Here is a 20,469-nt window from a genome sequence, read left to right on the forward strand (position 1 = left end):
TCACAACTGGCCGGGGAAGAGCAGGGACAGCTCGCGGGGGTAGGCCGCGATCAGGCGCAGCTCGTCGTCCGTGAGCGGCCTGCCCGTCATCGCGTTGCAGAGCTGCACCAGCTTGAAGCTCAGGTCCTCGTCCGCCACCTCCGCCCCGAGCCCGTCCATCACGTGCCGGAACCCGGCCTTCCCGCCGTACTCGCCCGTCAGCACCACCCGGCCGTCGCGCGCGTGCCAGTCCTCCGGGAACGGGCCCAGCGTCGCCTCGTCGTACAGCTCGTAGTTGCCGTGGTCCTTCAGCGCCCCGTCGGCGTGGATGCCGCTCTCGTGCGCGAAGGCGTTCCGCCCCACCCCGACCTGGTGGTACGGGAGAGGCTGGCCGAAGGCGTGGGCCGCCCACAGCCCGAACCTCCTGGCCCACGTCAGGTCCAGCGCGTCGCCGATCTCCGCGGCCAGCCCGAAGCCGTGCCGGAACGCCAGGATTGTCGACAGCAGGTCGGCGTTGCCGGAGCGCTCGCCGATGCCGTTGACGCAGGTGTTGATCCACGCGTCCTGGCCCGCGTCGAGGTCGCCGAGCGCGCCCGACACCGAGTTGGCCACCGCCATGCCGAGGTCGTTGTGGCAGTGCGTCTCCACCGGCAGCGCCACCGCCGAGGCCAGCTTGGCGAACCGCTCCCTGATCCGGTCGGGCGTGTCGCCGCCGATCGTGTCGCAGTAGCGGATCCGGTCCGCGCCCGCCTCCTTCGCCGCCAGCGCGAACTCCAGCAGGAACCCGTCGTCGGTCCGTGACCCGTCCTCGGCGTTTCACCCCCACGGTCCGCGCGCCCGCCGCCTTGGCGGCGCGCACCGCGGCGGTCATCTCCCGGATGATCGCGCCCCGGTCGAGCCGGCCGCGGAACTTGTTCTGGATCATGTAGTCGCTGGTGGAGATCGACAGGTTGTAGTGCCTGAGACCGAGCGGCGCCGCCTTCTCCACGTCCGCCGCCACGCCCCGGCACCACCCGGACAGCCGCAGCTCGCCGAACGCCCCCGCCTCGGCCAGCGCCACCTGCGCCCGCACGTACGGGACCTCGTGGAACAGGAAGGGGAACCCGATCTCGGACTGCGCCACGCCGAGCCTGGCCAGATAGAAGTTGACCATGGTCTTGCCGAACTTCGACAGGCCGGTGCGCGCGGTCTGCACGCCGTCCCGGTTCGTCACGTCAAGGAAGTGAACTTTGGGCATGCAGCAACGTTGACATGTTCCTTCAATGTGTATCAATATTGATTTTCATCAACATGTGGAGATGGGTGTGGAGTGGATCGACGCGGCCACGGCCGCCGACCGGCTGGGCGTCAAACCGGCCACCCTGTACGCGTACGTGAGCCGGGGGGTGCTCAAGCGGCGCCACGAGGGCCGCCGCAGCCTCTTCGACGCCGCCGAGATCGAGACCCTGGCCCGGCGGGGCAGGCCCCGGGGCCAGCCGCCCGAGCTGGTCATCGAGTCCGCCGTCACCGCTCTGGGGGCCGACCGGCCCTACTACCGTGGCCACGACGCCCTCACCCTCGCCCGCACCGCCGGCTTCGAGGCGACGGCCGAATGGCTCTGGACCGAGCACGCCTCCCCGGCCGGCCCAGAAAGCCACCCCGGCCCCTCGGCCGACAGCCCCGGCACGGTCACGAAGGATCGTTCCGGGGTCGGAAGGGACGACCACCCCGACCGGGGGCCCGGGACGGCGTATACCTGGCAGGCCGACGCGGCTGCCGTCCAGGCCGCCGTCGCCGCGCAACGCGACCTCCCCGAGTCACTCCTCCCGCTCGACCGCCTCCAGGTCATCACCACCGTCCTCGGCGCCACCGACCTGCTCCGCTTCCAGCTCGACCCGGCTTCGGTCGCCGCCACCGCCCGCCGCCTCATCACCGGCCTCGTCGACGCCCTCCCGGTACTGGGCCCACCAGACGCCCATGACCCATCCAGGCCAGAGCCCGACGATGAGTTCAGCCGGCCCGCACCGGGATGGGCAGATGAGCCGGGACGGCCCGCACCGAGGTCGGGAGACGCGCCGGGACGGCTCAGACCCGGGTCGGGCGATGAGTCCGGCGGGTTCGGACCGGGACGCCGTGACGAGGGCGGGCGGCTCAGACCCGAGGTCGAGTGGCTCGGTGACGACGCTGGGCAGGCCGTGCCGGAACGCGGGCGGGGGGCCGGGCAGCGAGAGCCGGAAGCAGGCACTGCCGCGGAGAGCAGCAGTCCCGTGCCTCGCTCGATCGCCGAGCGGCTGTGGCCCCGCCTGACGCCGCACCCTCCGAGCCCGTCCCTGCTCCGGGCCCTGGAAGCCGCGCTGGTGCTGCTCGCAGACCATGAGCTGGCCGCCTCCACGCTGGCCGCGCGGGTCGCCGCCTCCGCCAAGGCCGACCCGTACGCCGTCGTCATCACCGGTCTGGGCGTGCTGGGCGGCCCCCTGCACGGTGGCGCCTCCTACGCCGCAGAACGCCTCCTCGCCGAGGTCACCCGCCCCTCCGACGCGCCCCGCGTGATCGCCGACCGGATCCGCCGCGGCGAGCGCATCCCCGGCTTCGGCCACACCGTCTACAAGAACGGCGACGCCCGCGCCACCACGCTCCTCGACCTGGTGACGGAGGCCGCCCCCGGCCATGACCGGCTCGCCGCCGCCCGAGCCGTCCTGGCCGAGGCGCGCCGGCGACGGCTCCCCGAGCCCAACGTCGACTTCGGCCTCGCCACCCTCGCCGCCGTCGCCGGCATGACCCCCGGCGCGGGCGAGGCGATCTTCGCCGTCGCCAGGACCGCCGGCTGGCTCGCCCACGCCATGGAGGAGTACGCCCGAGGTTCCCTCCTGCGGCTGCGCGCCTCCTACACCGGCCCGCCGATCCCCAGACCCTGAATCCGGCGCTCAGCCGGGCTGTTCGCCGGACCTGTCGACGTAGGCCGCCAGGGCCTTGACCCGGTCAGCGTGCTGGTCGTGGCCGACGATCACCGGGGGCTCGTTGTAGGGCATCGCGTCGGAGGAACGGCGCAGCTTGACGTACTGGCCGCAGGCGTCGATGGCGTACGGCTCCATGTCGTCCTGCAGCGCCCCGATCACCGTGATGCCGTAGGTCTCGCCGATCCGCCGGAACAGCGCCACCGCCTCCCGCCGGTGCTCCTTGCCCAGGTTGCGGCCCAGCTCGTCGAGCACCAGGCACAGGTGGCCGCCCCCGGACGAGGCGATGGCCGCCGCGCACACCAGCTTGACCGCCTTCTCGTCCATCAGGGCGGTGTTGGCCCGCCGGTTGTAGGGCACGAAGCCCTGGCCCTCGCCGCGGCGCCACTTCGGCGTCACCCGCCACTGCCAGCGCTGCTCCGGGTCCGCGGGCGCGGGCGGCACCGGGAACTCCAGCGTCGCCCCGTAGCCGCCGTACGAGACGTCGAGCTTCTCGAACTCCTCGGCCACCCGCTCCAGCCTGGCCTTGATCGCGGCCGAGAGCGCCGCCCGGTGCACGGCCGTCGACTGCGCCGCCTCCTCCGCGCCCTTGTCGGCCGCCGCGAGGTCGCGCTGCCGCGACACCAGCTGCGCCTCGATCTGCCTGCGCTGGTGCTTCTCGTACTCCTCCTGGCCGCGCAGGTAGGAGGCGAGCGCGCCGCACACGCCCGCGAACGTCGCCTGCTCCCGCGCCGCGCTGCCGCCCCGCTCGGCCAACAGGAACCGCAGCTCCTCCGGCACCTCCGCGTCCTCCTCGGGGAACGTGTCGCGCAGCGCCTGGTCGAGCCGGCGCTCGGCGACCCGCCACCACTCGTCGGCGGTGCGCGGGCGCTCCTCCTCGGGCAGCTCGCCCAGCCACTCGACGGCCGACTCGGCGGTGCCGCCCCATTCGGCGGCCAGCGCGCCGAGCTTCAGCGCCTCCCGCTCGGCCGTGACTCGCGTCTCCTGCTCGCGGGCGCGCGCCCGCTCGCCGTCGAGCTGCCGGCGGCGGCTCTCCAGCCGCTCGATCTCCAGGTCTCTGGTGCGGGCGCGGAAGTCGAGCGCGGCGGTCTCCCGCTCGGCCTCCGCGACCCTCGGGGTCAGCTCCTCCAGGGCGGCGGCCAGCTCGGCGAGCCTGGCGCGCTGCCCGGTCAGCCGCCGCTCCAGCTCCTCCAGCCGCACGCCCGCCTTGGCCCCGTCGAGCCTGCGCTGGGCCAGCGTCACCGTCTCCTCGGCGTCGCGCACGGCCTCGGCGGCGGTGTCCTGAGAGTCGACGGCGCGGTTGAGGCGCTGCTCGGCGGCCTTGATGCGGGCCTCCCTGCCGGTCGCCACCCCCTCGAACGCCCCCACCACGCTCACCCCGGCCGCGCTGACCAGCACGGACCCGGGCAGCTCACGCAGCGCCTCGGCCGCCTCCGCCAGCCGGCCGGCGTCGACGATCACGGCGTGCTCACCGGGCCAGTTGCGCAGCTCGTCCAGCGCCAGCCCGCCTCCCGTCACGCCGCCGGTGACGCCGGCGGCATCCGCCAGGCTGCCGGTCCTGCCGCCGGCGGACGCACGGCCGGAGGTCGAAGGCGGGGCGCTCGTGGCGTGGTCGCGGGCCTGTTCGGCGACGTCGAGGGCGTCCAGCAGGCCGGACGCCGGGACACCCGCCCCGGCGAGTGCGTCGAGCTGGGCGGCGGCAGGGCCGCCCTCGGCGTCGTCCAGCGCCGCGCGGGCCGAGGCCACCTCCTGGTCGGCCACGCCCAGCGCCTTGAGCGCCTCGTTGAGCCGCAGCCGGGACTCGCGCAGCTCGCCCTCCGCCGCGGGCACGTCGCGCCCGTCGGCGAACCTGCGTGTCTCCTCCAGCGCCGGGATCCGGCCGCGCAGCTCGTCGGCGGAGTTCTCCGCGACCGCACGGTCGGCGTCGAGCTTGGCCGCCCGCGCCTGGAGGGCGGCCAACTCCTTGCGCGCCTCGGTGACGCGCCGGTCGAGCGTGTCGTCCTTGAGCGTGGCGATCTCCGCCTTGGCCTCGGCGATCGCCTCGGCCGCCGTCTCTCCCGCCGCTTGGTGCCCGGCCAGCTCGGCGGCCAGCGCGGAGTCCTTGGCCGCCGCGTCGGCCAGCTTGCGCGCCTGGCGCCCCTGCCAGCACCGCAACGCCCCGGCCAGGCCCACCCTCGCCTGGTCGCGCCGGTCGAACGTGGACAGCAGCGCCCGCGACTCGGTCTCGAACTCGGCCAGCCGCTCCGCCGCCTGCGCCGCCCGCACCCGCTTGGCGTGCTCGTCGCGCCGCGCCTCCCGCTCCTGCTCCAGCTCCGCGTCGAGCCCGGTCAGCGCCGCGATCGCCTCGAACACCCGCTCCGGCGAGATCTCGTTGAGCGGCTGGGACAGGAGGTTGGTGGCCACCTTGCTGCGCACGCTCGTCGACAGGAACGACACGCACCGCACCCGGTCGCCGTAGAGGACCTTGGTGAGGTCGCGGGCCACGACGTCGCGCCGGCCCGCCGATCGGGGCAGCGACGCCCAGATCTCGTCGGCCCGCGCCACGCGTTCGGCCTCCGACGGCGCCGCCGCCAGCCGGACCCCCTCCCGCCAGCGGATCTCCAGATGCGGAGCCTCCTGGTTGACCCGCAGCCAGACGGTCAGCGGCGCGTCGGGCCGCCCGGCCACCCCGAACAGCTCGCCGTCGTCGTCGCCCGGATCGACCGTGTAGGCGTCGAGACTCTCGCTGCCGGCGGCGGGCGCGAACACGCCCACGATGTAGCCGTGGCCGGCGCTCGCCCACTGGCGCGCGCCCGCCCCGCTGGCCAGCTCCGCGTTGAACAGCAGCTCCGACACCGTCTTGGCGCCCGAGGCGAACCGCCACTGCTCGTCGCCGAGCAGCGCGGTGATCGACGCGATGAACGACGACTTGCCGGCGCCGTTGGAGTCCTTGGGGCCCGCTCCCGCCACGACGATCAGCGTGCCGGGCACTACGGGCACCGGATGGGTGGACAGCCGGGAGATGTTGACCGCCTGCACGGCGACCAGCACCCGATCTCCCACGACGTTCTCCACCTGCGCCACCACTACCCCCGTTTCCTTCGGTCGGCCGCCCCGGTCATCGGGCGGCCCTGCGTGCTCGTACGGCCACCGCCAGCGGCGTGTCGGGACCCGCCGCGAGGATCAGCTCCTCCTGCAGCCGCCTGCGCGCCTCCGGCGTGAGGCGGTGGAACTGCGGGCCGGGGACGTAACCCCCGGCCTCCTCGCCCGCCTTGACCTGGGTCACCAGCCCCGCGTGGCGCAGCGCGCGCAGCGCCGACTCCAGCTCGCCGATCGGGAGCTGGGTGTGGCGGCGCAACTCGTCGACCGGGGCCGGGTGCGGCGACAGCCACGAGTCTTCGGGCAGCAGGCCCTCGGCGCGGGGGATGGCCACCGAGTGGACCAGCACCAGGGTCAGCACCGCCCGCTCGCTCTCGCCCGGCCCTCCTCCCGGCGGCTCGTCGCGTACGAGCTCGTCGGCGTAACCCGAGATCCAGCGCTCGCGCTGCTGGACGAGCGTGCGCCCGCGGCGGGCGAGCATCTCGGCGAGGGTGCGCCGCAGCGCCGGGTCGCGCAGCGCGGCGAACCTCGTCTCCTGCACGGGCTCGGCGGCGTGCTCCACCACCATGAAGGCGGACACCAGCTCGGCCCTGCGGCGCTCGTCGTAGCCGCTCAGCAGGTCGTCGAACTCGGCCACGCCCGGCTCCGCCCGGCTCCCCGCGCCCTGGTCGGGAGCGGCGGGCTCCGGAAGGGCGGCGGCGACCAGGCCCGCGTCGGGGACCACCGGCACGGCGCGGCGCTCCGGCTCGGGGATGCGGCGCACCAGGTCCTTCAACACCGCGTGGGACTCCACGGGCCACAGCGCGCACCGCGGGCCGAGCGAGACGATGCCGCCGGCCACCACCACCCACGCCGAGTCGTGCAGCCGGCGCAGCGCCCCGATGGCCCAGTTGCGCATGAGGTCGTCGGTGCGGCCGATCAGCGCGCGGTAGGTGTCGAGCACCCGCTCCAGCGGCGCCGGCTCGCCCGGCCACGGGTCGGCCGACTGGTCGGCCCAGCAGCACTTGAGCACCGCCGCCAGCACCCGACGGGTCTCGCCGGCCCGCTCCACCGGCATGGGCGGCACCTGGTGCTCCTCCAGCAGCGACGGCGTCACCCCGTCGGGCCACACGGGCAGCGCCACCCCTGAGGAGTCCGGGCCGCTCAGCCTGGTCATGCCCGCGGGGGCCGGCGCGCCGGGCCCGAGCCGCAGCGGGCCTTGCGCGCGCGCCCGCGCGTGCGCGGCCTGATCGGCGGTCACGGCGTACGCTCCAGGTGGCCGTGGGAGAGCCAGGACGGCTCGCGGGACGGGTCGATCGTCAGCCCGTCCGACCAGGCCAGCCGGTAGGGCAGCTCCGGCCGCAGGTCGACGGTCGTCAGGTCGGCGAGCACCCGCCGGGCCGTGGCCCAGTCGGGGCCGAGCACGTCGGCCAGCGCCACCCGCGACTCCCCGCCCAGCAGGGACTCGGCCAGCTCGCGCAGCCGCTCGACGGCCGCCTCCCGCGCGGCGCCGAGCGAGCCGTCGGGGCCCGGGTCGGGCAGCGTGGAGCGCGGCGGCGTGGGCTGGGCGGGCGCCGGCCGCGGCGCCTCGTCGACGGCGCGGGCGATCGCCGCCGGATCGTGCCACGGCGCCGGGGCGTCGAACACGAACCCGTCGAGCACCGCGGCCAGCCGCTCCTTGGTCGCCGTCTGGGCGAACGTGCGCCACGTCTCCGTCGGCAGCAGCGTCAGGTTGCGGGTGGTGCCGGCCGAGTCGGCCAGCCGCCCGGCCGCGCGGCGGGAGGCGTCGCTGTAGGCGTAGATCGCCGCCCGCAGGTCGGTGCAGACCCGGTCGAGCTCGGGCCAGCGGGTCAGGATCGTGCCGTGGACGCTCTGCGCGCGGCGGGCGATCTCCTCGGTGCCCCACAGCTTGGGCGCCTGCTCGCGCAGCTCCTCGATGGTGCCGGTGGTGAGCGTGATCAGCTCCAGCGCCCACAGCCGGAACGCCCGCGCCAGACCGGCCGCGCTCTGCCGGGCCTCCTCCATCGTGGTGCGCGGGTCGGCGACGTTGAGATCTTCGAGGGCGAGCAGGCGGTGCATCTCCGACTGGCCGCCGTCGTCCATCATCCGCCGGATGAACATCAGGCCGACCACGCTGGTGAACGACGCGCGGTAACGGAGCTGGTTGGGCTTGGGGAACACCTCGCGGATCGCGCCCAGCCCCTTGAGCACCCGCAGCCGGTTGTCGAACTGGTCGGCCGGATAGGCCCCGCAGGCCAGGCGCATCTGCTCGTGCGTCAGCCACTCCTCGCCCGCGTCGGCGAACGCGGCGAACAGCGTCTCGGCGATGTCGACCAGCACGGGGTCGTCGACCACCGCGCCGCTGTCGCGGGCCAGCGCCGCGAACATCCGGCGGTAGGTCGACAGCACCGCCTCATCGCTGAGCGCGGCGTCGAGGGTCAAGGGCTGCTCGGGCACGCGCACTAAGGTACGGCCTCCGGCCGACATTCTCCGCCGCGACCGGTCCGCCGCGCGCCGGGGGAGCGGGATGAGAGGGTGTGAGGTCGTGGGGGAACGGAAGAGCTGGGGCGTCGACCAGGTGCGGGCGCTGCTCGACATCGCCGAGGGCAAGGGATCCGACCGCGAGGAGGCCGAGAGCGCGGCCGCGCTGGCGGCCAAGATCCTCTACCGGATGGGGCTGGACGCGGACACGGTGCGCCGCGACGCCGCGAGCCCCGTCGGCACGTGGCGGCTGCCGATCGACACCAGCGGCGGTCACCACGTCGAGCGGGCCGAGGCCGTCTGGCTGGTGAGCAGCGCGCTCGGCTGCATGGGCTGCCACGAGGGCGGACGCCGGCGCGACCGGGTCTCACACGTGCGGCTCGTCGGCCCCGTGGAGGTGCTGAAGTCGCTGAAGATCCTGCTGCCCTCGGTGCTGATCCAGATGGAGCTGCGGTTCGGTCTCGCCTGGCGGGCCGAGCGGGCCAGGCATCCCGGCCTGCCCGCGCAGCTGCTGCGCCGCAAGCGGACGCTGTACCAGCGGGGCTTCTACCGCGGCTTCGGCACGGGCCTGGCCGACAAGATGCGGGCCCGGGTGCGGGAGGTCGCCGACGAGGTCTCCGGCGGCGCGGGTGAGCTGGTGCTGGCCGGGCGCGAGGCGGCGGTGCGCGCGGAGTTCGAGCGCTGGGACACCAAGCCAGGCGCGTCCTCCTTCTACGACGAGACCGGGTTCGAGCGCGGCCGGGAGGCGGCCATGACAGCCGACCTCGATGACAGGTCGATCAGCTGAGCAGGCCGCGCGGGATGGGCGGGTGCGCAGCGTCGGACCCGAGGGTGGCCCTGACAGGGCCAGTCCTGACGTGGTCTCCCTCCCCGTGAGCGCAGGGCCGAGACTCGGGGCATGAGCATGACGACCAACGAGATCGCCTACCTGAACGGCCAGCTGCTGGGCCGCCTCGCCACCGTGGGCCCCGGCGGGCGGCCGCACCTGGTCACCGTGGGCGTCTTCTACGACCCGGAGTCCGGCTGCGTCGTGATCGGGGGGCACGCCGGCACCGGCATGTCCGAGAGCAAGAAGTTCCGCGACGCGCGGCGGCATCCCGACGTGGCGTTCATCGTGGACGACCTGGCCTCTGTCGACCCGTGGACGCCGCGCGGCATCGAGATCCGGGGGCTGGCGGAGACGCACACCACCGGCGGCGCCGAGCTGGGGGAGCGCATCGGCGCGAACATGCCGTTCGACCCGGCCTGGATCCGTATCCGTGCGCGCCGCGTCCGCAGCTGGGGGATCGACACCGGGCCGTTCGAGCTGTCCACCCGGGACGTGGTCTGACCGGCTTACTTACGCGAGCGGGTTCATCAGGTAGGCGCCCCCGACCACGGACCCCCCCGCCACCAGCAGGAAGAAGAACACGTAGAACCCGCCGGGCAGGAGGGTCAGCCGGGCCAGCTGGTCGGCGTCGGAGTCGCGCGCCTGGCGCCTGCGCCGCTTGCGCTGCAGCTCCAGGATCGGCCGGACGCCGCCGAACAGCAGGAACCACACCACCAGGAAGGCCACGATCTGCTGCACCTCGCCGGGCGCGTACATCGACAGCGCGAACACCGCCCCGCCCGACGCCAGCAGGATGAGCGCGCCGTACAGGTTGCGGATCAGCAGGAGCATGCACACCAGGAAGAGCAGCATCCCCCAGATCAGCAGCGTGATGTGCCCCTGGTCGGTCAGCCAGGCGGCGGCCAGCCCGAGCAGCGACGGCGCCAGGTAGCCCGCCAGCGCGGTCAGCACCATGCCGGGCCCGGTGGGCCTGCCCCTGGTCAGCGTCACGCCCGAGGTGTCGGAGTGCAGCCGGATGCCCTCCAGCTTGCGCCGGGTGAGCAGCGCCATGACGGCGTGGCCGCCCTCGTGGGCGATCGTGATCAGCCCTCTGGTGAGCTGCCAGGGCACGGTGAAGGTGACGATCGCCAGCGCGACCAGCGCGGAGACGACCACGACCCAGGGGTCGGGGTCAGGTTGCGCCTCGATCAGCTGAGCCCAGAGCTTGTCCATCGATTAGGAACCCTATCCGGGTAAAGTCACGGTCGTGGCCACAGAACTTGATTCTGATGAAGGGGTGCGCGCCTGGTGGGCGGCGCTCGGACTGCCCGGCCTGGTGGACCTGCACGTGCATTTCCTGCCCGAGCGGATGGAACGCCGGGTCTGGCACCATTTCCACCACGGCGGACCCCTCATGGGCAGCGGCTGGAAGATCGAGTACGAGTGGCCGGTCGCCGAGCGCGTGACCCGGCTGCGGGAGCTGGGGGTGACGGCCTTCCCCGCGCTCGCGTACGCGCACAAGCCCGGCATGGCGGCCGACCTCAACGCCTGGACACTCGGCTTCGCCGGCCGCACGCCCGGCTGCCTGCCCTCGGCCACCTTCTATCCCGAGCCCGGCGCCCCCGCCTACGTCCGGCAGGCCCTCGACCAGGGGGCCAAGATCTTCAAGGTGCACCTCCAGGTGGGCGACTTCGACCCGCGCCTGCCCGAGCTGGACGGCATCTGGGGGCTGCTGGCCGAGGCCGGCGTCCCCGTGGTGGTGCACGCCAGCTCGGTGCCCGTGCCCGGCGGGTACGTCGGCGCCGAGCCGATCGGCGAGGTGCTGCGCGCGCATCCCCGGCTGCGCGTGATCATCGCCCATCTCGGCATGCCGGAGTACGATCCGTTCTTCGCGCTGGCCGAGCGCTACGAGCGGGTGGCACTGGACACCACGATGGCTTTCACCGACTTCGCCGAGCTCGGCATGCCCTTTCCCGCCCGGCTCCGCCCCGCCCTGCGTGAACTCGGGCTGGCGGGGAAGGTGGTCCTCGGCAGTGACTTCCCGACGATCCCCCATCCGTACGCACACCAGCTGCACGCCCTCGACCGGCTCGGCCTCGGCGACGACTGGCTCAGGGCCGTGTGCTGGGACAACGGCCTGACCATGATTCGATAGCAGAGTGAACGATCGGCACGTGGCGCTGATAAGCGCCTTCTACGAGGCACTCGGCCGTGCTGATGCGGCGGCCATGGAGAGCTGTTACCACCCCGAGGTCAGCTTCGGCGATCCCGTCTTCCAGGAGCTGGAGGGCCGCGACAGGGTGATGGCGATGTGGCGGCTCCAGCTCAGCCGGGGCGTCGGCATGAAGGCCGAGTTCCACGGGGCGACGGCCGACGACTTCTCCGGCACCGCCCGCTGGACGGCCCGCTACCGCATGCCCAGTACGGGGCGGCAGGTGGTCAACGAGATAGAGGCGATGTTCCGGTTCGAGGACGACCTGATCATCAGACATCACGAGGAGTTCGACTTCAAACGCTGGTCCAAGATGGCGCTGGGCCGCCCGCACGGGTTGCTGTTCGGGTGGACGCCGAGATGGCGGCAGATGATCCGCGAGCGCGCCATGGCACAGCTCGACGACTTCGCGACCTAGGGGCGACACAGGGAGCGACACGGGGAGCGACACACAGGAGGCGGCATGACCAGGGCGAGAGGGCGCCGGCGCGGCAGGCTGACACGCGAGCCGGCTCCCGAGAAGTCGATGGACCCCCGGCCCAGCGAGGAACAGCCCTACCGTCCGACGGTCATCAACAACACGATCTACCAGGACGGCCGCGCCATCGACAACCCCGGTTCGCTGGCCGACGCCTTCCAGTGCCTGAAGGACAAACCCGGCGCGCTCGCCTGGATCGGCCTGTACCGGCCGAAGGAGTGGGAGCTGGTCAAGCTCGCGGAGGAGTTCCAGCTGCACGAGCTGGCCGTCGAGGACGCCATCGTCGGCTCCCAGCGGCCCAAGGCCGACCGCTACGGCGAGACCCTGTTCGTGGTGCTGCGCGCGGCCACCTACCGGGACGAGGTGGAGGAGGTGGCCTTCGGCGAGCTGAACGTGTTCGTCGGCCCCGACTTCGTGCTGACCGTCCGCCACTCCGAGGCGCCCGACCTTCAGGTGGTGCGCAGGCGTATGGAGTCAGAGCCCGACCTGCTGCGCAAGGGCCCGCAGGCGGTGCTGTACGCGATCCTGGACGCGGTGGTCGACGACTACGCGCCGGTCGTGAAAGGGCTGCAGGAGGACATCGAGGAGATCGAGGTCCAGGTGTTCGGCGGCGACCCGGCCGTGTCCCGCCGCGTCTACGAGCTGTCGCGCGAGGTGATCGAGTTCCAGCGGGCCACCGCGCCGCTGGTGCGGCTGATCGACGGGTTCATCGCCGGCGCCGACAAGTACGGCGTCGACGAGGAGCTGCAGAGCTACCTGCGCGACGTGGCCGACCACGCCATCACGGTCAACGAGCGGGTGGCCTCCTTCCGCCAGCAGCTCCAGGACATCCTGGTGGTCAACTCCACCCTGGTCACCCAGGCGCAGAACGCCGAGATGGCCAGGATGACCGAGGTCAGCATCCAGCAGGGCGAGGAGGTCAAGAAGATCTCCGCCTGGGCGGCCATCCTCTTCGCGCCGACCGTGGTGGGCGGCATCTACGGGATGAACTTCGACCACATGCCCGAGTATCACTGGGCCCTGGGCTACCCGTTCGCGATCTCCCTCATGGCGGGGGTGTGCGTCATCCTGTACGTGATCTTCAAACGGCGCGGCTGGCTGTAGCGCCGGGCCAGGTCAGGAGAGCAGCTTGCGGGCGGCCTGCTCGATCTCCTCCTCCGACAGCAGCACGTGGTCGGCCGCCCCGCCCAGCGGGACGAAGCTGTCGGCCGAGGTCACCCGGGCCACCTGACCCTGGTAGCCGGCGTCGAGCAGCTCGGCCATGACGCCCTCGGACACGCCGCCCGAGTGGCGCGTCTCGTCCGCGATCAGCACCTTGCCCGTCAGCTCCGCCGCGCGCAGCAGGTCGGCCACCGGCAGCGGCGCCAGCCAGCGCAGGTCCAGCACCCGGCAGCTGAAGCCCTCCTGGGTGAGCCGCACCGCCGCCCGCAGGCTCATCCGCACCCCGTTGCCGAACGTCACGATCGTCAGGTCGCGCCCGTCGCCGTAGGAGCGGGCGCCGCCGATCGGCACGTGCGTCTCCGCCCAGCGCGACGGCGGGGCGTACGGGGACAGCCAGCCGCCGTCGCCCTCCTCGAACAGGTCTCTGGTGTGGTAGAGCGCGATCGGCTCCAGGAACACGCACACCGACCCCTGCGTGCGCGCGGCCGCCAGGCACGTGCGGAGCATGGCGGAGGCGTCGTCGGGCCGGGACGGCGAGGCGATGATCAGGCCGGGGATGTCGCGCAGCGCCGCGATCGCGTTGTCGTTGTGGAAGTGCCCGCCGAACCCCTTCTGGTAGGCGTAGCCCGCGATCCGCACCACCATCGGGTTCGGGTAGGCACCCTGCGAGAAGAACGACAGCGTGGCGGCCTCGCCCCTGATCTGGTCGATCGCGTTGTGCAGGTAGGCCAGATACTGGATCTCCGGCACCGGCAGCAGCCTGGACACCCCCGCGCCCAGGGCCAGCCCGAGGATGGCCTGCTCGTCCAGATGGGTGTCGAACACCCGGGCGGGGCCGAACCTCTTCTGCAACCCGCGGGTCACCCCGTAGACGCCGCCCTTCTTGGCGACGTCCTCGCCGAAGACCATCATCTCCGGGTAGACCGCGAGCGCGTCGGCGAGCGTGCGGTTGATCGACTGGGAGAGCGTCAGCGGCTTCTCCGACTCCGGCAGCGTCCCGGCGAACGTCCGCTCCCGCACCGCGCTCTCCGCCGCCACGGGGCTGATCTTGGCGACCAGGTCGGCGTCGTGCGGCGCGATCGGCTCCATGACCTCCTTCGCCGAGCGGAGCCGGGGCAGCCGGGTGGTCTCCAGCGCGATGCGCAGCACGTGCTCGCGGGCGAGCTCGTACCGTCTGAGCAGCTCCTCCGGCGTGGTCAGGCCCGCCTCGACGAGCAGCCGCGCGGTGCGCAGCAGCGGGTCGCGCGCCAGGTCGGCGCGGAGTTCGCGCTGGGTGCGGTACGCGGACTCGACGTCGGAGCCGGCGTGCCCCATCAGCCGCACCGTCGACAGGTGCAGGAACGCGGGGGTGCGGTGGGAGCGCACGTGCTCCACCGCCCGCACCGCCGTGTCGTACGCGGAAGCCAGGTCACAGCCGTCGGCCGCGAAGTACTCGATGCCGGGCCGCCTGGCGGACGCCTCCACCCAGCCTCTGGGGGTCCTGACGCTGATGCCGATGCCGTTGTCCTCGCACACGAACAGGATCGGCACCCGCTGCCCCTGATAGGTGGCGTAGGCGGCGGTGTTGAAGCCCGACAGGGCCGTGGCGTGGTTGACCGAGGCGTCGCCGAAACTGCACACGGCGATCGCGTCGTCGGGCCACAGGCCCGCTGTGTCGAGCGCGCGGGCCCGCTCGATGGCGAACGCCACGCCCACCGCCCTCGGCAGGTGGCTGGCGATCGTGGACGTCTGGGGGATGACGGCCAGCTCGGGATGGCCGAACACCTTGTGCCTGCCGCCCGCGATCGGCTCCTCGGCGGCCGCCGTCAGGCCCATCAGGACGTCCCTGATGCCCTGTTCGGGCAGCCGCCCGGCCTGCTCGGACCTGGTCAGGTAGAACGCGCCGGACCGGTAGTGGAGCAGCGCGGGATCGTCCGGGCGCAGCGCGGCGGCCACGGCCGCGTTGCCCTCGTGACCGGCCGAGCCGATCGTGTAGAAGCCCTCGTCCTGCTCGCGCAGCCAGCGGGCCGCGATGTCGAGCAGCCGGCTGTCGAGCTGGCGCTGGTAGAGCGTCCGGCACTGCTCTCCGGTGAGCGTGGCGCCCTCCCGCACCGGATCACCGGGACCGCGGGCCGGGCCCGTCTGGAGGGTCTCCACTGCCTGGACGAAATGAGTCTCAACCATGTCGCGCGCCACATGCCGATTATGGCCGCTGAGCACCGTGTTCGTCTGCCAGTCACGGGCGACATGTGTTGGACCGGTCCTTTTGACATAGATCTATAACAGCTTGTCAGAATGGTGAACTTCGCCATTCGCCACCACGTCTACTGGTTTGACACGTGGCGCCCTCAAAGCCGCGTTGAAACCAACTGGGTATCCAGGAAAGGAACCCGAATGTCGTTACAACGCATCCGTACGATCGCCGTCGCGATGGCGGTGGGGGCCGGTGCGCTGGTCCTTACGCCACCCGCGTCAGCGCAGGTCAGCACGGCAGCAGCGCCGGCCGTCACCAAGGTGACACTCAACCCGGCATCCCCGGTCGTGCTCTTCGAAAGCACCGCCAAGGTGACCTTCACGATCCAGGCGAAGGACGCCGAAAAAGCCACCATGGTCTTCACTCCGCCGGGTGTCAGCACCCAGCCGATCATCGAGGCCAAGAAAGTCGGGACGGACACCTTCCAGGTCGAGCACTCCGTCGGCACGGTGGGCACGTGGAACTACACCGCCACCGCCGTCAAGGGTGACGAGACGGGCCAGCTGAAGGGCACGTTCGACGTCAAGAAGGCGCTCGAGACCAAGATCGTCAGGTTCGACGCCAACCCCGACAGGGTCACGAAGGGCGACCGGGTCCGGCTCTCCGGCCAGCTCAGGGCCGGCGACCGGGGCTACGGCGGCCAGGAGGTCGCGATCAGCTTCCGCTCCCGCGGCTCCGACGACTTCCGCAAGGTCACCACGGACAAGACCAGCCGCAACGGCTGGTTCTCCGCGAGCGTGAAGCCGTGGCGCAGCGGCGAGTGGCGGGCCGAGTTCGCCGGCAACGCCGAGGCCAAGGCGTCGGTCAGCGACAGCGACGGCGTCCGCGTCCGCTCCCGGACCATCGACACCAGGATCGTCGGCTTCGACGCCTACTCGGAGCCCGTCGTCAAGGGCGACAAGCTGCGCTTCAAGGGCACCCTGCAGGCCGACGACCGGCGGGCGCTGCGCGGTGAGCGCGTGACCATCCAGTTCAGGGCCGTGACCTCCCGCCAGTGGACGGACGTCACCGGCGACCGCACCAGCCGGCACGGCCGCTTCCACGCCTCCACCACCGCCGAGCAGAGCGGCTGGTGGCGCGCGGTGTACGCGGGCGACCGCCGGGTCGACGGATCGGTCAGCGGCCCCGACTTCGTGCGGGTCACCGAGCCGGTCGAGAAGGCCGACACCCGGGTCCTCGGCTTCAACGCCTACCCCGAGCCGGTCAAGCGCGGCCGTGACCTGAAGATCTGGGCCCAGCTCCAGGTCGACGACGACGGCACCTGGAAGGGTTACAAGGGCAAGGTGGACCTGTACTTCAAGTCCAACCGGTCCGACGAGTACAGGCTCGTGAAGTCCGCCTGGTCGAGCGACAGCGGCAGGCTGTTCACCGAGGTCCGCGCCTGGACCTCCGGCCGCTGGCGGTTCGTCTACGAGGGTGACGACAGGACGAACGGCGACACCAGCCGCTCCGACTACGTCCGCGTGCGGCGCTGACATCGACGAGGCCCGGGGCGCCGCATCAGCGCCCCGGGCCTCACCATGTCCTCAGTTGACCCGTCGCTCCGGCGTGGTCGCCCCCAGGCTCGCGAGCATGGACATGATGTCGACCATGCCCAGCTTGAGCTCGCCGACGTCCTGCTTGAGCTGGCCGACGTCCTGCTTGAGCAGGTTGACGTCTTGCTGGAGGTCGTCGAGACGCCGTTCGAACCCGTCCATGCGCTGGTCGAACTTGTCCATGCGTCGCTCGAACCCGTCCATGCGCCGCTCGAACTTGTCCATGCGCTGGTCGAACTTGTCCATGCGCTTGTCCAGCTTGTCGATCTTGTCGAGAACGTTGCGCCCGACGTCGTCGACACGGTCGTGCAGGGCGGAGAAGCGCTGTTCGATGCTCAGGTTGGGCACACCGCTCACTGTAGACCGTTCGAGCGCCGAGACCCTGATTTCCAGGTGGTCGACTTTCGTCTGCAGATCCAACATGGAGAGATCCTCTCGAGGGGGGGAATGACGTCGCTCCTTGCAACGAGAAGAATACTCTCCGTGAAGCGTTCTTGTGTTCGAACCCCGGCTAGTCGGCCCGTTTGAACTGGGCGATGCCCACCGCCAGCAGCCCCAGCCCCAGCGCCGCCACCAGCCCGAGCTCCACCGGCACGGGCACCTGCCAGCCGAACCACTGCACCCCCGGGTTCAGGGTCGCGTTCACCTCCGGCGGCACGTCCAGGTGGGAGAAGACGGCCTGGCGCATCGGGTCGACCGCGTACGTCATGGGGTTGACCACCGTCAGGGCGTGCAGCCACGACGGCAGGTTGGCCAGCGGGAACATGGCGCCCGACAGGAACATCATCGGCATGATCGCCATCTGCATCAGCCCGAAGAACGACTGCATGTTCTTCATCCGCGCCGCCAGCATCACCCCGAAGGCGGTGATCGTGAAGGCCGCCAGGAACATCTCCGCCAGCAGCGTGAGCATCAGCGTGGGCGAGTACGGCACCCCGACCATCCCCGCCATGGCCAGGATGACGATGCCCTGGCCGGTGGCCACGATCGCGCCGCCGAGACACTTGCCCACCACGATGGCCGTGCGCGACACCGGCGCGACCAGCATCTCGCGCAGGAACCCGAACTCGCGGTCCCACACGATGGACCCCGCCGAGAACATGCCCGTCATGATCACCGTCATGGAGATCATGCCGGGATACATGAAGGTGCGGAAGTCCACGCCCGGGATCGACGCCTGGACCAGCGACCCCAGGCCGGTGCCCATGACGAACAGCCACAGCACCGGCTGCAGCAGCATCGAGAGCATGCGGGTGCGGTCGTTGAGGAAGCGCAGCATCTCACGGTGCAGGACCACCTTGATGGCCCGCAGGTCGTGCGCGGCGCTGCGGGCCGGCACCCGCACGCGGATCGCCTGTGTCGTCATCGTTCACCGCCTCGCCATCGCGCGCATGAAGGCCATCTGGTCGTCTCCGGACTCGGCGTCGCGGATCGTGGAGCCGGTGTAGTTCATGAACACGTCGTCCAGCGACGGCCGCGACACGCTCACCGACGTGATCGGCATGCCGAGCTCGGCGAACAGCCGCGGCACGAACTCCTCGCCCGAGGCCACGGCGAACGTCACCGCCCCCTCGTGCACCGCCGCCTCCAGCCCGAACCGCTCACGCAGCGCCTTGATCGCGGCTTCGTCGTCACGGGTGTGGATCTGCACCCGGTCCTTGCCGACGCTGGCCTTGAGCCGCTCGGGAGAGTCGATCACCACGATCTCGCCGTGGTCGATGATCGCGATCCGGTCGCAGTACTCGGCCTCGTCCATGTAGTGGGTGGTCATGAAGATCGTGATGTCCTCGCTGACCCGCAGCTCGTTGATGTAGCCCCAGATGGCCGACCGGGTCTGCGGGTCGAGCCCGACCGTCGGCTCGTCCAGGAACAGCACCCGCGGCGAGTGGAGCAGGCCGCGGGCGATCTCCAGCCGCCGCTTCATGCCGCCGGAGAACGTCATCACCTTGGCGTCCTTGCGGTCCCAGAGCGCCACCATCTCCATGACGCGCTTGATCCGCTCGTCGACCACGCTCTTGTGCACCCCGTACAGCTCGGCGTGGAAGCGCAGGTTCTGCTCGGCGGTCAGATAGCCGTCGAGGGTGGGGTCCTGGAAGACCAGGCCGATGTTCCTGCGCACCTCGTCGCGCTCCCTGACCACGTCATGGCCGGCGACGGAGGCGGTGCCGCCCGTCGGGTTCGCGAGCGTGCAGAGCATGCTGATCGTGGTGGTCTTGCCGGCGCCGTTCGGGCCGAGGAATCCGAAGACCTCGCCCGGCGACACCTCGAAGTCGACGCCCTTGACGGCCTCGACCTTCCCGTACGTCTTGGTCAGCCCTCGTACGACGACGGCCGCGTCCTCGCTCATCAATCCTCCGCCAGAATCTGGAACACGGACTTGCGCGTCTGCCTGAGCAGCTTCTTGGCCTCGGCGACCTGGCGGTCGTTGGCCGTCCTGGTCAGGTGGACGAACGCCTCGCCGAGCTGCCCCCACAGCAGGCGCAGCTCGTGCCGGTCCTCCGGCACGGTGCTCGCCACCTCGTCCCACGGCGCGGGGGCGGCGCTCAGGCGTCCCGCCTCGTCGCGGCCCTCCTCCGTCAGGCGGTAGGTGCGGCTGCCGCCGGCCTCGCCGCCGGTGACCAGGCACTCGTCCTCCAGCTGCTGGAGCGCGGGGTAGACCGAGCCGGGGCTGGGCCGCCACACGCCGCGGCTGCGCGCCTCGATGTCCTGGATCATCTGGTAGCCGTTCTTGGGCTCCTCGCCGAGCAGCAGGAGCAGCGCCGCCCGGACGTCGCCGCGCCGCACCCGCGGCCCCGCCTCCATGCCGGGGGTGCCCGGCGGGGGCGGCGGCATCGGCGGGTGCGGGAATCCGTGTCGTCCATGTGGATCAATCATTACATCTCCCAACTATCGAGATGTTCTGACGATATATCTAGATAGTTGAGGCGGCAATGCCCTTTCTGGCGACTCTCGTCTGTGTTAGCGCTCGTTAACAGCTGCCTGGAGCGCAGCCCCGGCCATGGCGTGCAGCAGCGGGCGCATCGCCCCGGGCGGGAGCTCGCCCGCGCTGTGCGGGGTCGAGTTCAGCAGGCCGAAGACGGCGTGCGTGGCGGCCCGCAGCCGGGACGCCGGGCACGACGGGTGGAGCTCGGCCAGCACCCCCACCCACTCCTCGACGTAGAGCCGCTGCAGCCGCCGGATCTGGCGCCGCTCCGGCTCCGGCACGTTGCCCAGCTCGCGGTCGTGCACGGTGATCAGCGCCGGCTGCTCGAGCGCGAACGTGATGTGCGCGTCGAGCAGCGCGTCCAGGATCTCGGCCGGGCCGGCGGAGGCCGTGACGACCGCGACCGCCGACTCGCGCAGCCGCGAGCTGATGTCGAGCAGCAGCTCCGCCAGCAGCGCCTCCTTGCCGCTGAAGTGGCGGTAGAGCGCCGGCCCCGAGACGCCCACCGCGCCGCCGATGTCCTCGATCGGCACGCCGTGGAAACCGCGCGCCGCGAACAGCCTCGCGGCGGCGTCGAGGATCTCGGCACGCCTGTTGCCGCGATTGCGGGTAGGTGTCGGGGCAGTCGTCACAGTCACATCATGCTAGACGGTTGAGTTAATGGCCACT

18 protein-coding genes and 1 pseudogene are annotated in these 20,469 nt (G+C 71.9%); 7 read left to right on the plus strand and 12 right to left on the minus strand.

Annotation, left to right across the window (positions count from 1 at the left end; translation table 11 throughout):
- Positions 1-759, minus strand: a complete 759-nt coding sequence (locus ACZ6YG_RS03530; protein WP_466017173.1) for a homocitrate synthase/isopropylmalate synthase family protein — start codon at positions 757-759, stop codon at positions 1-3.
- A gap of 103 nt (positions 760-862) precedes the next feature.
- Positions 863-1,216 (minus strand): annotated as a pseudogene (locus ACZ6YG_RS03535) (beta/alpha barrel domain-containing protein); the annotation flags it as partial.
- Between the two features lie 61 nt (positions 1,217-1,277).
- Between ACZ6YG_RS03535 and ACZ6YG_RS03540 the strand changes: the two are divergent.
- Complete coding sequence (locus ACZ6YG_RS03540) at positions 1,278-2,873, plus strand: citrate synthase (RefSeq protein WP_466017107.1); 1,596 nt, start codon at positions 1,278-1,280, stop codon at positions 2,871-2,873.
- Between the two features lie 9 nt (positions 2,874-2,882).
- Here the strand turns inward: ACZ6YG_RS03540 and ACZ6YG_RS03545 are convergent, their stop codons facing one another.
- From ACZ6YG_RS03545 to ACZ6YG_RS03555, 3 genes are read right to left on the minus strand one after another with little or no spacing between them, the layout of a single operon-like run.
- On the minus strand, positions 2,883-5,966 hold the full coding sequence (locus tag ACZ6YG_RS03545) for a coiled-coil domain-containing protein (RefSeq protein ID WP_466017108.1): 3,084 nt from the start codon (positions 5,964-5,966) through the stop codon (positions 2,883-2,885).
- 43 nt (positions 5,967-6,009) lie between these two features.
- Positions 6,010-7,230: a helix-turn-helix domain-containing protein gene (locus tag ACZ6YG_RS03550; RefSeq protein ID WP_466017109.1), complete on the minus strand. Its 1,221-nt coding sequence runs from the start codon at positions 7,228-7,230 to the stop codon at positions 6,010-6,012.
- Positions 7,227-8,426 (minus strand): hypothetical protein, encoded by a 1,200-nt coding sequence (locus ACZ6YG_RS03555; RefSeq protein ID WP_308248960.1) that lies wholly within the window; start codon positions 8,424-8,426, stop codon positions 7,227-7,229. The genes ACZ6YG_RS03550 and ACZ6YG_RS03555 overlap by 4 nt, the downstream gene beginning before the upstream one ends.
- 88 nt (positions 8,427-8,514) lie before the next feature.
- Here ACZ6YG_RS03555 and ACZ6YG_RS03560 point away from each other — a divergent pair, with 88 nt between their 5' ends.
- Entirely contained in the window at positions 8,515-9,237 is a 723-nt protein-coding gene (locus ACZ6YG_RS03560; RefSeq protein WP_148030545.1) for a hypothetical protein, read from the plus strand.
- Positions 9,238-9,348: 111 nt separating this feature from the next.
- Positions 9,349-9,780: a PPOX class F420-dependent oxidoreductase gene (locus ACZ6YG_RS03565; RefSeq protein WP_148030546.1), complete on the plus strand. Its 432-nt coding sequence runs from the start codon at positions 9,349-9,351 to the stop codon at positions 9,778-9,780.
- A gap of 9 nt (positions 9,781-9,789) precedes the next feature.
- Here ACZ6YG_RS03565 and ACZ6YG_RS03570 read toward each other — a convergent pair whose 3' ends face one another.
- Positions 9,790-10,491: a M50 family metallopeptidase gene (locus ACZ6YG_RS03570; protein WP_466017110.1), complete on the minus strand. Its 702-nt coding sequence runs from the start codon at positions 10,489-10,491 to the stop codon at positions 9,790-9,792.
- A gap of 34 nt (positions 10,492-10,525) precedes the next feature.
- On the opposite strand from ACZ6YG_RS03570, the gene ACZ6YG_RS03575 reads away from it, so the two are divergent.
- Genes ACZ6YG_RS03575 through ACZ6YG_RS03585 form a run of 3 tightly spaced genes read left to right on the plus strand, consistent with a single transcriptional unit; the run spans position 10,526 to position 13,052 of the window.
- Positions 10,526-11,413, plus strand: coding sequence for an amidohydrolase family protein (locus ACZ6YG_RS03575; RefSeq protein WP_261808436.1), 888 nt, complete (start codon positions 10,526-10,528; stop codon positions 11,411-11,413).
- A gap of 19 nt (positions 11,414-11,432) precedes the next feature.
- Positions 11,433-11,888 carry a nuclear transport factor 2 family protein gene (locus ACZ6YG_RS03580; RefSeq protein ID WP_261808437.1) on the plus strand — a complete coding sequence of 152 codons (456 nt, stop codon included), beginning with the start codon at positions 11,433-11,435 and terminating at the stop codon, positions 11,886-11,888.
- Positions 11,889-11,933: 45 nt separating this feature from the next.
- The gene (locus ACZ6YG_RS03585; protein WP_148030549.1) at positions 11,934-13,052 is read left to right on the plus strand and encodes a magnesium and cobalt transport protein CorA; all 1,119 of its coding nucleotides are present in this window, start codon (positions 11,934-11,936) and stop codon (positions 13,050-13,052) included.
- Between the two features lie 12 nt (positions 13,053-13,064).
- On the opposite strand, the gene ACZ6YG_RS03590 is transcribed toward ACZ6YG_RS03585, so the two are convergent.
- Positions 13,065-15,272 (minus strand): dehydrogenase E1 component subunit alpha/beta, encoded by a 2,208-nt coding sequence (locus ACZ6YG_RS03590; protein ID WP_397197489.1) that lies wholly within the window; start codon positions 15,270-15,272, stop codon positions 13,065-13,067.
- Between the two features lie 210 nt (positions 15,273-15,482).
- On the opposite strand from ACZ6YG_RS03590, the gene ACZ6YG_RS03595 reads away from it, so the two are divergent.
- A complete protein-coding gene (locus ACZ6YG_RS03595) occupies positions 15,483-16,817 on the plus strand; it encodes a hypothetical protein (RefSeq protein ID WP_466017111.1) in 1,335 nt (444 codons plus the stop codon).
- Positions 16,818-16,868: 51 nt separating this feature from the next.
- Here ACZ6YG_RS03595 and ACZ6YG_RS03600 read toward each other — a convergent pair whose 3' ends face one another.
- From ACZ6YG_RS03600 to ACZ6YG_RS03620, 5 genes are all read right to left on the minus strand, one after another.
- On the minus strand, positions 16,869-17,300 hold the full coding sequence (locus ACZ6YG_RS03600; protein WP_466017112.1) for a hypothetical protein: 432 nt from the start codon (positions 17,298-17,300) through the stop codon (positions 16,869-16,871).
- Positions 17,301-17,388: 88 nt separating this feature from the next.
- Complete coding sequence (locus ACZ6YG_RS03605) at positions 17,389-18,243, minus strand: ABC transporter permease (RefSeq protein WP_148030553.1); 855 nt, start codon at positions 18,241-18,243, stop codon at positions 17,389-17,391.
- Between the two features lie 3 nt (positions 18,244-18,246).
- Positions 18,247-19,224, minus strand: coding sequence for an ATP-binding cassette domain-containing protein (locus ACZ6YG_RS03610; RefSeq protein ID WP_148030554.1), 978 nt, complete (start codon positions 19,222-19,224; stop codon positions 18,247-18,249).
- Positions 19,224-19,751 (minus strand): PadR family transcriptional regulator, encoded by a 528-nt coding sequence (locus tag ACZ6YG_RS03615; protein ID WP_148030555.1) that lies wholly within the window; start codon positions 19,749-19,751, stop codon positions 19,224-19,226. The genes ACZ6YG_RS03610 and ACZ6YG_RS03615 overlap by 1 nt, the downstream gene beginning before the upstream one ends.
- An 84-nt stretch (positions 19,752-19,835) precedes the next feature.
- A complete protein-coding gene (locus tag ACZ6YG_RS03620) occupies positions 19,836-20,432 on the minus strand; it encodes an SACE_7040 family transcriptional regulator (protein ID WP_466017113.1) in 597 nt (198 codons plus the stop codon).
- Positions 20,433-20,469 lie beyond the last annotated feature (37 nt).

Source organism: Nonomuraea sp. NPDC054003 (assembly GCF_055585125.1).